We start from the raw sequence: 13,544 nt of genomic DNA, 5'->3' as shown, positions 1-13,544 counted from the left end.
TTAGATTTTTAATCTAATCTTTTACATTTTTAACTTATCTTTTATTATTTTTTATCTAATCTTTTTTTATTTAGCTATTTTTTTAAAATAAAGTAGTTTGTTTAGTCTTATCCTTGCTTGGAAACTCATGTAAGTATTCAAATATCTCATCAATATCATTCATTATATTGTGTTCATTTGTCCTTTTGTAGAAGATCTTCATCAATTTATTGTGATTTGGACTGGATATGCCATAGCTGTTCCCATAGCTTTCAATGTACTTTTCCTTAAGCCCAGGGAAATGATTGTCCAGTTTCTTATAGAAATATTCCCTGTTTCCGTCTCTCAATGTCATTCCCATTCCAAAGCATAATATTCCTTTAACATTTGACTCTATGCAGTAATCAAGCATTCCATTTATATTCTCTTCCGTATCGTTTATGAAAGGAAGGATAGGGCTTAGCCAAACGATTGTAGGTATATTATGTTTGTTGAGTATTTTCAATACTTTCACTCTTTCCTTTGTAGTGCATACATTCGGTTCAAGTATTCTGCATAAGTCCTCATCATAGGTGGTCAATGTCATTTGAATGACCACTTTTGTTTTTTCGTTTATCTTTTTTAGAAGGTCCAAATCTCTAAGTATGAGATTTGATTTGGTGATGCAAGTGAATCCATGTCCGTATTTGTATATGAGTTCAAGGGATTCCCTAACATTCTGCATCTTCTTCTCCAGTGGAATGTATGGGTCTGTCATGGAACCTGTTCCGATCATGACCTTTTCCCTCTTGTTTTTCAGGGCTTTCTTAAGGAGTTCAGGCCCATTTGCCTTGACTTCAATGTCTTCAAATGCATGGTCCATATTGTAGACATTGCTTCTGGAGTCGCAGTAGATGCAGCCATGGGAACATCCTCTGTATAGGTTCATGCCGTTCTTGGGGGACAGAATGCTTTTAGCGTTTACATAATGCATGATTTCACTTTAATGTTTAATTTTCAATTATCAATTTCTTCTTCTATTTTAATATTTATTCTAATATATTTAATTGTTTTTGAGAGCATTTGAAAAATAAAAATGATTGAAAAATAAAGTTAATCGATAAATATAAATAGAGAAAATATTAAGGTTATTTATAGTGATAAAATGTCTACAAACGATTCGGAAAATGAAATTCTCAAGGAACTTAGAGATATAACAAAGGATAAGGAAAACTGGAAATCAAGGATTGATTTTGTTGGTGAAAAAATAAGTGGGGATCATTCCGTTGAAGTGAAGGCAAAGGCATTATGGATTCTCGGTGAAATGGGATTGAGATATCCATTGGAAGTGGAAGCATATATTGAAAATATTATTTTTTATTTAGAAGATGATGATTCCAAACTGCGGGAAAGGGCTACCAATGCAATGGGAAGAATCGGCAGAGCTGATAAGAATCTTATTCTGCCTTATTTGGATAAATTGATGGAAATGAGAGAGGACAAATCAGCAAATGTTCGCCTTGCATTCGTTTGGGCATGTGAGAATATAGGAACAAATGCTCCTGAATTGTTCTGTGAAAAGCTTGATCTCTTTTATGAAATGATATCTGATGAAAATGAGAAGGTTCGGATTGAGTCTCCAGAAATGTTTCGGGTGATTGGAAAGAGAAAGCCTGATTGCGTAAAGCCTTATTTGAAAAAACTGGAATTCATTTCAGAAAATGATACTCATCCTGTTGTTCGCATTCACTGTGCAGGTGCGGTTCGAATCACAAAAAAGGCATTGGAAGAAAGTGAAAATATTTAACTTATTTTCAAATCTTAATTTCAGTAACTATATTTAAATAGTATGAGATATAAAGTATATTTATTATCAAAACTATGGAGTTATTTTTGTGGATCTGAAAGAGATAATGAGCTTGTATGAAAATGAGGAAGAGGCTCAGAATGTTCTTAAAGAGTCTAGAAAAAGAATCGATGAAATTGATAATGATTTAGTTAACTTAATAAGTGAAAGAACTTCACTTGCTAAGGATATAGTCTCAGCTAAAGTGTTTTTAGGCATGGAGATTTATGACAAGTCAAGAGAAGATGCTGTCCATGCCAAAGCAAGCAAATTGGCTCAAGAAAAAAACATTGATGATGATATTCTTAGCGATATTATGAACATGCTAACAATTTTAAGTAAAAATAAACAGAGAGAATTATTGGAGGAATGATTATGGGAAATATTAGAACTTCATTCGTAAAACGTATATCAAAAGAATTAATTGAAACTCACCCTGGTAAATTTACAACTGATTTTGAAGAAAACAAAAAATTAGTGTCTGAGTACTCTACTGTAAGCACTAAACACTTAAGAAATAAGATTGCAGGTTACATTACCAGATTGGTAAGACAACAAGCTAACCAAGCATAATTTTATTTTTTTGCTTTTTTTATGATTAATTAATTTTGATCTCAACTTTGAGATTAAATAATTTTAATCTACCACTTTTTTTAATATTTTTAACTAATTTTGAGATTAATTTATTTTAATCTACCACTTTTTTTAATATATTTAACTATTTTTTATACAATTTTATTTTAAAAGGAATACTTTTTATCTAAAATCTTATTAACTATTCAGTATTTCTTATTAACAGATCACCAATTTTCATTAAAAAATTGTAAAATTAATAAATAAATATATTAATACCCTTTTATAAAATTAATAAATGGATAATAGTCTATAAAATATAATTTTATCAAAAATTTATTATTTTAATTTTTAATTTAAAGAAAAAGGTGTGTAAACAAATGGAATTAATTGTAGCCAAATTTGGCGGTACTTCGATAGGAAATGGACAAAGAATTAGGAAAGCTGCACAATCTGTCGTTAATGAGTACATGAGCGGAAAGAAGGTTGTGGTCGTTGTATCAGCTATCAATAAGACTACTGATGACTTAGTAGCCATTGCTGATGAATCCATTGGAAAAGAAGTAACCGAGAAGCAATTGGCGGAAATTTTATCCATGGGTGAGAGAACCAGCATCAGAGTATTTTCATCAGTCTTGGAATCATTGGGTGTAAAATCAGAATACATCGATCCTGGCCATGAACTATGGCCTGTCATTACTGACAACAACTACGGAAAAGCCAAAATAGACTTTGAAAGAACCGAAGAGCAATCTCAAGGCTTGTTAAGTCTTTTGGATGAAGGTATCATTCCGGTCATCTGTGGCTTCCTTGGAAGAACTGAAGATGGGGAAGTGACCACTCTAGGCAGAGGAGGCAGTGATGTAACTGCATTCCTATTAGGTCATTGCCTGGATGCAGATGACGTGATCATTGTAACTGATGTGGATGGAGTCATGTCCACAGACCCAAGAAAAATCACTGAAGCAAAAAAATTGGATTACATTTCAGTTGAAGAGATGAGGGATCTCGCTACACATGGAGCTCAAGTCTTGCACCCTCATGCCTTAAGATTCAAAGACCCAGAAATAAATGCAAAAATTATCAGTTTTGAAAAAGGGGACTTATCCGACCCTGGAACTGAAATTGTAGGTCCTTTTGAGGATTCAATGAGCAAATCAGTGACCTTGCACCACGAACCTATTTCAGTGGTGGCTCTTGTTGGAGAGGATTTGCTTAACCAAATAGGACTTCTTGCAAAAATGACCACTACTTTAGCGGATGCAAACATCAACATTTATGGTATTTCCGCAGGTCAGAATTCAATCACTTTATTCTTGGACAAATGCGATGCAGATGATGCATACCATTTATTGCACAATCTAGTCATTGCTGAAGACAGTTTAAGCTCAATTTCCTTAGGAAGGGACATTGCAATGTTGACCATGGTCAATCCGGACTTCATTGAAACTCCAGGTGTAATCACTGAAATCACCAATCCGCTTAAGGAAAACCACATAAACATTGTCGAAATCTCATCTTCTCAAACTGCTATCGTCTTATTCATCAACTGGGAAGATGGTAAGGTAGCATACGACTTAATAAAGGAAGTTTTATAACTTCCGCTTTTATCTTTTTAACCCAATAAAGAAGTGATTACTTTTATTTTCATTAAAGCGAAGTAAAAGCTTCTGTTCGTTTTTTGTATATTAATTTTAATATACTCGTAAAGTCTCGTAAAAATATTTGGTTTTTATTGATACGAACTTTAACATGTTAAGTATTTGAAATTAATATTTTGATTTTCTAAAAATTAAAAATTCAAATAAATGTTTAAAATTCATTAAATGAATTAAATTCATTATATTAACAAATATTAAAAAATAAATAATTATATAGTAAAAAGGTGTTATTATGCGTTTTGAAGGAACTGCTGTTGCTATGGTCACTCCATTCCACGAAGATGGAACCATAGACGAAGAAGGATACAGACAAAATATTAACTGGTTGATTGACCAAGATGTAGATGGTTTGGTTGCTGTAGGCACCACTGGTGAATCCGCTACATTGACCCATGAAGAACACAGAAGGGTTCTTGACATCATGATTGATGAGGTTGACGGCAGGGTTACCACCATTGCTGGAACCGGAAGTAATGCAACTACCGAAGCATTGGACTTGACCAAATATGCAGATGATGCAGGAGCTGACATGGCTCTTTTAATCACTCCATATTACAACAAACCGCAACAACATGGTGTAATTGAACATTATACTCAAATTGCAAATGCAGTTGACATTGACTTGATCACTTACAATGTTCCATCCCGTACCAGTTTGGATATGGCTCCTGAAACCATTGTGGAGCTTGCAAAAGTGGACAACATTACCGCTTTGAAAGAGGCTTCCTCCAATGTGGACAAAGTGTCCAAAACCATGAAACTCTTAAGGGATGCAGGATTGGAAGATGACATCGTCATATTGTCCGGTAGTGATGAATTGACCCTTCCTTTAATGTCCGTTGGTGCAAGAGGGGTAGTGAGCGCATCCGCAAACATCGATCCAAGGACCATGGTTCAAATGGTAAACTGCCTTTTGGATGGTGACTATGACAAAGCATTGGAATACCATTACAAACAATATGACTTGATCAAAGCATTGTTCATTGAAACCAGCCCAGCACCTGCAAAAGAGGCATTGGCTATGATGGGAATGCCTGCAGGACCATTAAGATTACCTTTAGTTCCTATGTTGGAAGAAAACAGAGCAATCTTAAGAAAAGCATTGGAAGATGCTGGAATCTTATAAAATAAGAGTATTTGATTATTAGATAATTGGGATTTTATCTCATTTTTCTAATTATTATTTTTTGAAAAATTTTATTATTAACCGAATTAATTATTAGATGATATTATGATAAAAGTTGCTGTAACTGGAGCTGCTGGAAGAATGGGCTCCGGTATTATAAGAAAAATCTCTGAACAGGATGATATGGAAGTAGTGGCAGCTATTGAAATGCCAAACACTCCTTTAGCTGGCGTAGATGCTGGTGAAAAAGCTGGAATCGGTAATATTGGAGTTCCTATTGTCGGTTCAGAAGACTTGGAAAAGGCATTGAAAGAATCTGGAGCTGAAGTTTTGGTTGATTTCACCATTGCTCCTGCTGCTGTTGAAACTATTAAAAGAGCTGCTGCTTGTGGAGTGAACCTTGTTGTAGGAACCACAGGATTTACCGAAGAAATGGCTCAAGGAAATGCAGATGTAATCAAGGAAAATAACATCAAGGCTGTAATTTCCTCCAACTTCTCCATTGGAGTAAATGTGTTCTTTAAGGTATTGAAAGACTTGACTCCAATATTGAATGATTTTGACATTGAAATCATTGAAGCTCACCACAATCAAAAGGCAGATGCTCCTTCCGGAACTGCAATGACTGCATTTGAAGTAGTTGCAGGTGCTTTAGGAAGAAATCCGGAAGAAGTGGGAATCTATGGCAGACAAGGTCAAGTGGGCAAAAGAACCAAAGAGGAAATCGGTATGCATGCAGTACGTGGTGGAGACATTGTAGGTGACCACACAGTATTGTATGTTGGAGATGGTGAAAGACTTGAAGTGAAACACATGGCACATACCAGAGAGGTATTCATTGCCGGTGTTATCAGAGCCTTAAGATTCGTAGGTTCAGCAGAGCCTGGAAAAGTAAATGATATGGCTGATGTTTTAGGAATCTAATTAATTTAAATTAATTTCATTCCTTTAATTCTTTTAATAACTAATATATGATAATTATTGAGATGATTTAAATGGTAAAAGTAGGTGTACTTGGTGCAACTGGAATGGTAGGTCAAAGATTCATCCAACTGTTGGCAGATCACCCTGATTTTGAAATCGCTGCACTTGCAGCATCAGGAAGATCCGCAGGCAAAAAGTATGAAGACGCTACCACTTGGTATATGAATAGTGAAATGCCTGAATCCGTAAGGGACATTACTGTAATTGAAACCGATCCTGCACAAATGGACAAGGATGTTGAAATCGTATTCTCCTCACTTCCTGCTGATTTTGCAGCTAAAGTCGAACCGGAATATGCAAAGGATTTTGTAGTGGCTTCAAATGCAAGTGCTATGCGTATGAAAAAGGACATTCCTTTAGTAATTCCAGAGGTAAACCCACAATTCCTGGATATGATTGAAGCACAACAGAAAAACAACAACTGGGACGGATTCATTGTAACAAACCCTAACTGTTCCACAATTGCATTGACTTTAACTTTAAAACCGATTTATGACAATTTCAACATAAACAGAATTTATGTTTCAACCATGCAAGCCGTTTCAGGAGCAGGTTACAACGGTGTTCCTTCAATGGCTATCTTGGACAACTTGGTTCCATACATCGGTGGAGAAGAAGAGAAGATGGAAAGTGAAACATTGCACTTATTAGGTTCCCTTGACGGGGATGAAGTTGTTCCTGCAAACTTTTCATTAAGCGCTTCCTGTCACAGAGTGCCTGTCATTGACGGTCACACTGAAGCGGTATTCGTAGAGTTGGATGAAGAGGCAGACATTGACAAGATTAAAAAGACAATGGCTGACTTCAGAGGTCTTCCACAAGAATTAGATCTTCATTCTGCTCCAAAACAACCTGTCATAGTCAAAGAGGAAGATGACAGACCTCAACCAAGAATGGACAGAATGGCATATGGCGGTATGGCTGCTACAGTAGGCAGAGTCAGAAAAGATCAAGCATTTGATAACAGTTTCAAATATGTTCTTGTAGGGCATAATACTATTAGAGGTGCTGCTGGTGCTTCTATATTGAATGCTGAATTGATTAATAAACAAATTTTATAATTTTATTAATTTTTTCTTTTCTTTTTTTATTTTTTTAATTTTCATTTTTTTAAAATTATTATTCTTTTTTCTTAGTTTCCTAAAACTGTTATATGGAAGAAATTAAACAAGAAAGGGATTAGTCGCATATTGGTAAATGAAGATACAATTAAATCGTGGTAAATATTGATGAATGCGATATAAATGGAATCTACGGAGGATTACTAATGAACACATTTAGGATACATGGAGATAATATTGTTGAATGTGAACGTATAGCAGATATAATTGTATCAACATTAAATCCAGATGATGATAATATACGTACCTTTCTCATCTCCCCATCGACATTAACTATTGAAATGAAATGCACATTTTCAGGTAATCCTATTCACTGGAGATTAGAACTTCTTCCAGGTTTCAATAAGAACACCAAAAAAAGATGGGAAGAGAATATTTTTGATGCTCTTAAAGAAGCGGGAAGTTTCTTTGATGAAACTCCTGATGCCATAATCTCACACATAAGAGATGGAGAAGAACAAATCATTGTTGGAATAGAATTTTGCTCAGCTTTACAAGCAGGAAATCAAGCTTGGCAAAGAAGTGCTAGAGCTTTCTCAACAGGCCGTACCGGGTGTCCTTATTTATATATAGTTGATTTTGTCAAATATGAGCTGGATAACACAACTCGGCAGCGAAAGAGCCTTCGTTTTCCAAACGCAGCTGTTCCTTATAGTTATGTTAATTATTCTAAGACAACCGGAAATTTTGTTGCTCAGTTATATATGAAATCTGAAGAATTTGATAAAACACGTGATGATCATATCGCAGACTTCGATGAATCTGATTTCGGGGATGACATTCTTGGAATCTATATAGTAAAATTGATGCTTGGAATGGATATCTCTCAAGAAAAAGAAACCATCTTAAAAAAGAATATGAATGTTGTTCAATTTCTTGCAGCACACTTAGATAGCAACATCAATTTTACTCCAGATGAATGGGAGGACATATACTCTTTAAAGCATGATGATATTGTCGACTATGCAGTAAAGAAAAATCGTTTCAATTTCCACAAAACCATTTCAGCCAAAAGCCATCATGGAGTATCTGCGGATGTAATAAAACTCGTTGATGAACTTAGTATCGGTCTTGCATCCCGAAATCTGCCTTTTGGAATTATTTCAGCTGATAAAAGGGAAGAATTTGCTAATCGATTATCCCAATTGTATCCTATGGCAAACGAGGATATTATCAATAATCTTGCTTGCAATGATAAACATCTGATTGTAGCTATATTCAAAGGCTTCAAACCCCGTGGTGATGACAACCGGCCAGATAGAGGACTTCTCCCTCTTGTTATTATGTTATCCTCTACAGATGTAGATGTGCTAACTTATCTTTATGGTCCTCTGATAGAAGCAAATCTAAATCTTCTTGACTCAGACCCTATTAAACTTGCAGATAAGAACGGTTTATGGCGCTCTATCCTAGCCCTGAGTAATTACCTCATCCTTGATGTACCTGTTCGTGCAACAAAAAAATACGATGCCGAACGAGTTTATGATACATCAAAAATAAAGGATTTTTATACTGCTCGTGGAACAGAGCAACAGTTAAAGAATAAGCCTGTTTTCTCAAGTATTCCTATGACCTTTGGTGAAGACGATGTCGATACTGCAATCCATTACTTATTTGGACACATTCTAGGTAAATATTGTTTTGAAGGATTGTGTAATCCTCCTGGCGGTGATTGGAGTGGTTTTTCTGTTCTTGATGGCACCATGGAAAATCGCTGGCTATCTTTACCGCGTGTAAGTGATGATATTAAGGGTAAACGCCCTGATCATATTCTTGAGCTATTTGGTGTATTTGATAAACCTTTACTTTTATCGATTGAGTCAAAGGAACGATCTATTGGCCTAGAGGAGGATGTGGGAACAAAACTAGTCACATACATCAAAAAATTAATGGATTTTGTTCCAAGTGCTAAAAGACATGTTAAACCTTCAATTGGTGAATGGTCATGGGGGGATGAACAAATTAATTTCAACAATTTTGAGACAATATCTGCTGCAGCTTACTTAAAAGATTATGCAGAGCCATCTGATGAAGTATTTAAAAAGAATTGTGAAATTCTATTTGTTATGGATCCTATTATGCCGGATAAAAAAATTGGGTGGACGATTGAAATTATCCCATCCACAGATCGCGCTTCAATAGTCAAACAATTCATCATTGATAAATATAACGCTTCTGGTGATGATCAGTTTTTTATTCATTAATTAATAGTTTAGGTAAAGAGACTCGAGGACCTTCTCGGTCTCTTTATCTATTACTTTCTTAAAAGTTGAATTTCCTGAAGTAATAAACTCGTGTCTCTTGTACAATTCTCTTGGAATATCAACTGTGTAATCTTCTTTTCCCCTTTTTCCATCAAATGATAAAATCCACTTTATCCCCCTTTGATTGAGATCTTCTAAGTATTCCACGAACCTATCAAAATCGATAGTTCCAAAATATCTGCCTTTAGTGTGAAAATATGGTGGATCCAAATAAACAATATCACCGGCCTTTGCTGTTGCTGTTGTTATATTATAATCTTCCGCATAAAATTCTGTATTTTGTATATGCTGAGACCAATCCATAATTATCTTGTCTAATGTATTGGGATTTATACCCTTACGAGAATAATGCAGAGAGTTGTTAAATTCTCCTTTGTTATTAAATCTAATAAGGCCATTTACACATGTTCTAGATAGGAACATTAAATCATAAGGGGACTTATCGCGATTGAAATCATCACGAATCTCATAGTAAGCAGTATATCCTTCCTCCTGAAGTCTTGTCCATCTATCACGGTATTCTTCTGAAAGCTTCTGGGGATTATCACGTATCTCTTTCCACAAATCAATCAGAGGTTCACAAATATCCCCACATACGCTCTTTTCAGGACTAATTGCATATAGCATTGATCCACCACCAATAAATGGTTCATAATATGTATTATAAGTTTTTGGAAGAAAAGATTTAATCTTTTCAGACTGAGAGCGTTTACTTCCACTCCACTTAATCACTGGTTTTATCATTTTCTTTTTCTCCTTTCAATACTTGGAATAAAGTCATTTGCTCACTTTCCTTTTCTGTATGTGATAGTCTTTCCTCTGAAATATCGCAATACTCTTTTTCAACTTCAAAACCTATATAATGACGTCCTGTCATCTTTGCTGCAACACATTCGCTTCCTGCACCTGCGAATGGAGTCAGCATAATATCCCCAGGTTTAGAAGACAGCTTAATCATTCTTGTTAATACTTTAATAGGTTTCTGAGTAGGATGTTTTCCATATTTAAGTTCTTCTCGTTTCTTATTATTAGAGAGATCCCATACAGTTCTCATCTGCTTGCCAGGTGATTTTAGCTCATCACCAGGAAATTCTCCATTTTTTGAATATTCATAGTCAAAGTAATATTCCCTTTTTTTGTTTCCGGAATGAACCCAGAGTATAGTCTCATGACTTGCTGTCATGCGTCTACCAGAAAGATTTGGAAATGCATTCTTCTTGTACCAGATAACCTCATTTATAATCTCAATATTTAGCATTTGGCATACAATATTAATGATTCCTATGTTATGATACGTTCCAAAAATCCACATTGACCCTGTGGGTTTTAGTATTCTCTTGGCCTCAGAAAGCCAAGCTATAGAAAAGCTCAAATAATCATTAAGGGACATATTGTCCCAGTTTTCATTCGTAATATTCCAGTTTCCACCCATTCCAGCTAAAGAAACACTATTATCCCATTTCCAATCTCCACTTTTTGAAAGGTTATAAGGGGGGTCCGCAATAATCAAGTCCACACAATTATCAGGAAGATCCTTCATCCCTTCTATGCAATCATTGTTTGAAATATAATCAAATGGTATAACAACTGGTTCACTTGTCTCTGGTTTTTTATTCATTGTCTTCCTCCTTATCATTAGTGGGATATATTCGACAATTTCACTATATCAGTTTTAAGAACATTATAAATCTTACATAGGCTGATATACTTAATATCTTTATTAATTTAGAGTTTCACTTCTCATTCATTCAAAATAATTATTCCAGAGTCCATATAATTCGTAAAAAAATAATATTAATGTCTAATATATTCCTAATGTATTATTTTTCTCTAATATTACTATGTATTTTATCATATTTAAAAATATTAAGAGAGCATATAAAAACTAATTGAAATTAAAAAAATTTAAAAAAATAAAATAGTTCTAGGTTAACAAATTAAATATTTTTAAATAAAATTAAGAGTTAATTTAAAAATTAATTAAAAATTATTAAATTAGATTGAATAAAATAATTAAAAAACTAGAATTAATAAAAGGAATTAAAAACAATGGAATAAATTAAAAACTAAAAAAATACCTACCAAAAATGATTATCGATCCAACAGTCAAAATTATACGAAAATATTCAAAAAAAAATAATTAAATTAAACTCCAAATCACCCTGAAAATTAGAAAAAATAGAAAATCTTCCATAAATCCACACCTGCAAGAAAATTCAATATGAACTACAGATTAACATGAAAAAACGTGAAAAAAATCGAAAGGTAAAAATTATGAAATTCTAAAATTGACGGCATTGTAAAAATTCTAAGAAACAAGTTTGTTAATTTTTCAAGAACAACCACTAGAAATGATTTTTGAAATTATTTAACTATGATGTTAGAAATTATCGATAGACATGTTCAAATACTCATAATTAAAAAATCATATAAGTTGACACTTACAAAAAAATAATGAAATGTTATATATTATGAAACATATATTGTCATATAAGTAAACATAAGTATAACAAAACTTTTTAAAATTGAACTAAATTTCATAATATTATGAAAAATTTGATTAGGTGATATAATGAATGCATATGCAGTCGTATCTCATTTTAGAGAAGACATACCAGAACAAAAAGAAGTAATGGCAATATTAAAAGAACACTTGAAATATTTCGCAAAATGTAGTGAAGAAGGCAAAGTCCTTATTGCAGGTCCCCATGCTCAAGAAGATGGCTCCTATGGTGGAGGCGGAGTCATGGTATTGAAAACTAATTCAAAAGAAGAAGCTGAAGAGCTTATGGCAAATGATCCATTTGTAGCAAAAAACATTGTAGATTACACAATCTATGAATTTAGAGTAGTTAATCTAAGACCTGAATTAGAAGAATGGTTCAAATCTTAAATATAACTTTTAAGATTTTCATTTTTTATTTTTTTACTTCAATTTACTATTTTTTTACTTTTTTTTAAAACTTCATACTAGAAATCCGTTTTTTCATTTAAAAATGCTAAGTTAAATGCATTAACAATTAATTTAAATAATAATTATTTATATGACTAATTGGAAAATTATAGTTATGGCAATGAATGATAAAATAGCTGATTATATTACCTTTCCAAAAACTTTTGAGAAATATAGATGGTACAAACCGATACTTGTTTTTGTACTGACTATAATTATAATGTCCATACTCTCAGGACTAACAATAGCGGCTTTTTACAAAATGGCGGGTCCTGATTTTTTAAGGGCTGTTCTTTATGGAGGATATGAAATACTTGTATCTCCAATGGCGATGTTCTTTATGGATTTAATTATCATTATGTTTATCCCTTCATTATATATTGCATCAAAAGTTGTTAAGGATAGGCCATTTTCATCTTATTCCTCTTCACGTGGAGGATGGAATTTCAAGCTCTATTTCAAGGCATTGATAATTCCGATGATACTGTTCATAGTATATATGATTGCAGAAACTGCCATTAAAGGACCGGAAGGCACATCTAATTTCTCAATAGCATTTCTCCTTTTACTTTTTATTTCTGTACCTCTCCAATGCATTGCAGAAGAATATATGTTCAGAGGGTTTATTATGCAGACATTTGGGGCTTGGTTTAAGATGCCAGTTTTGGCGATAGTCCTTCAAGCCATATTATTTACAGTATGCCATCAATATAACATCTTAGGACTCTTTGAAACATTAGTTACAGGTCTTGGTTTTGGATTTTTGGCTTGGAAAACAAATGGTTTGGAAATAAGCTCTGCCCTTCATACTGCGAATAATTTTGCAGTTGGCTTATTTGTTATGCTTGGACTTAAAGCATCAACTTCCTCTCCACAATTATGGGAAGTTGTGGCATCAATTGTTTTCTTAATTATATTATTCATCATAATGTATTATGTTGGCAATAAAACCAATTGGTTTGGAGAAATCTCAGAAAACTCTCAAAATAGATGATTATTCAATTAGGAAAAATCTTTTTTTTTAAGTTTTGTAAAACCCCTATTTAAAGAGGTAAATT

The 13,544-nt window shown here is 33.6% G+C and carries 13 protein-coding genes; 10 read left to right on the top strand and 3 right to left on the bottom strand.

What is annotated here, in order from left to right; translation table 11 throughout:
• Positions 1-82: 82 nt before the first annotated feature.
• Positions 83-952, bottom strand: a complete 870-nt coding sequence (locus tag IJE13_RS02500) for a radical SAM protein (RefSeq protein WP_292776661.1) — start codon at positions 950-952, stop codon at positions 83-85.
• A 171-nt stretch (positions 953-1,123) separates the two neighbouring features.
• On the opposite strand from IJE13_RS02500, the gene IJE13_RS02495 reads away from it, so the two are divergent.
• From IJE13_RS02495 to IJE13_RS02460, 8 genes are all read left to right on the top strand, one after another.
• Positions 1,124-1,765 (top strand): sister chromatid cohesion protein PDS5, encoded by a 642-nt coding sequence (locus tag IJE13_RS02495; protein WP_292776659.1) that lies wholly within the window; start codon positions 1,124-1,126, stop codon positions 1,763-1,765.
• Positions 1,766-1,853: 88 nt separating this feature from the next.
• Positions 1,854-2,177 (top strand): chorismate mutase, encoded by a 324-nt coding sequence (locus IJE13_RS02490; protein ID WP_292776657.1) that lies wholly within the window; start codon positions 1,854-1,856, stop codon positions 2,175-2,177.
• 2 nt (positions 2,178-2,179) lie between these two features.
• Positions 2,180-2,377: a 30S ribosomal protein S17e gene (locus IJE13_RS02485; protein WP_292776655.1), complete on the top strand. Its 198-nt coding sequence runs from the start codon at positions 2,180-2,182 to the stop codon at positions 2,375-2,377.
• A gap of 380 nt (positions 2,378-2,757) precedes the next feature.
• Complete coding sequence (locus IJE13_RS02480) at positions 2,758-3,975, top strand: aspartate kinase (protein WP_292776652.1); 1,218 nt, start codon at positions 2,758-2,760, stop codon at positions 3,973-3,975.
• 295 nt (positions 3,976-4,270) lie between these two features.
• Positions 4,271-5,164 (top strand): 4-hydroxy-tetrahydrodipicolinate synthase, encoded by an 894-nt coding sequence (gene dapA, locus IJE13_RS02475; RefSeq protein WP_292776649.1) that lies wholly within the window; start codon positions 4,271-4,273, stop codon positions 5,162-5,164.
• A gap of 105 nt (positions 5,165-5,269) precedes the next feature.
• Complete coding sequence (dapB, locus tag IJE13_RS02470; protein WP_292776647.1) at positions 5,270-6,088, top strand: 4-hydroxy-tetrahydrodipicolinate reductase; 819 nt, start codon at positions 5,270-5,272, stop codon at positions 6,086-6,088.
• A gap of 71 nt (positions 6,089-6,159) precedes the next feature.
• Entirely contained in the window at positions 6,160-7,209 is a 1,050-nt protein-coding gene (gene asd, locus IJE13_RS02465) for an aspartate-semialdehyde dehydrogenase (protein ID WP_292776645.1), read from the top strand.
• 206 nt (positions 7,210-7,415) lie between these two features.
• Complete coding sequence (locus IJE13_RS02460; RefSeq protein ID WP_292776643.1) at positions 7,416-9,473, top strand: hypothetical protein; 2,058 nt, start codon at positions 7,416-7,418, stop codon at positions 9,471-9,473.
• On the opposite strand, the gene IJE13_RS02455 is transcribed toward IJE13_RS02460, so the two are convergent.
• Together IJE13_RS02455 and IJE13_RS02450 are read right to left on the bottom strand one after the other, a co-directional pair.
• Positions 9,474-10,277, bottom strand: a complete 804-nt coding sequence (locus IJE13_RS02455) for a DNA adenine methylase (protein WP_292776641.1) — start codon at positions 10,275-10,277, stop codon at positions 9,474-9,476.
• Positions 10,258-11,151: a site-specific DNA-methyltransferase gene (locus tag IJE13_RS02450; RefSeq protein WP_292776639.1), complete on the bottom strand. Its 894-nt coding sequence runs from the start codon at positions 11,149-11,151 to the stop codon at positions 10,258-10,260. Before IJE13_RS02450 ends, IJE13_RS02455 begins: the two co-directional genes overlap by 20 nt.
• A gap of 954 nt (positions 11,152-12,105) precedes the next feature.
• Here IJE13_RS02450 and IJE13_RS02445 point away from each other — a divergent pair.
• Together IJE13_RS02445 and IJE13_RS02440 are read left to right on the top strand one after the other, a co-directional pair.
• Positions 12,106-12,426, top strand: a complete 321-nt coding sequence (locus IJE13_RS02445) for a YciI family protein (protein ID WP_292776636.1) — start codon at positions 12,106-12,108, stop codon at positions 12,424-12,426.
• A 322-nt stretch (positions 12,427-12,748) separates the two neighbouring features.
• On the top strand, positions 12,749-13,480 hold the full coding sequence (locus IJE13_RS02440) for a type II CAAX endopeptidase family protein (protein ID WP_292776634.1): 732 nt from the start codon (positions 12,749-12,751) through the stop codon (positions 13,478-13,480).
• Positions 13,481-13,544: the final 64 nt, after the last annotated feature.

The sequence above is a fragment of the Methanobrevibacter sp. genome (genome assembly GCF_017410345.1).
Lineage (GTDB): Archaea > Methanobacteriota > Methanobacteria > Methanobacteriales > Methanobacteriaceae > Methanobrevibacter.
This window is presented reverse-complemented; position numbering and strand designations above follow the sequence as displayed.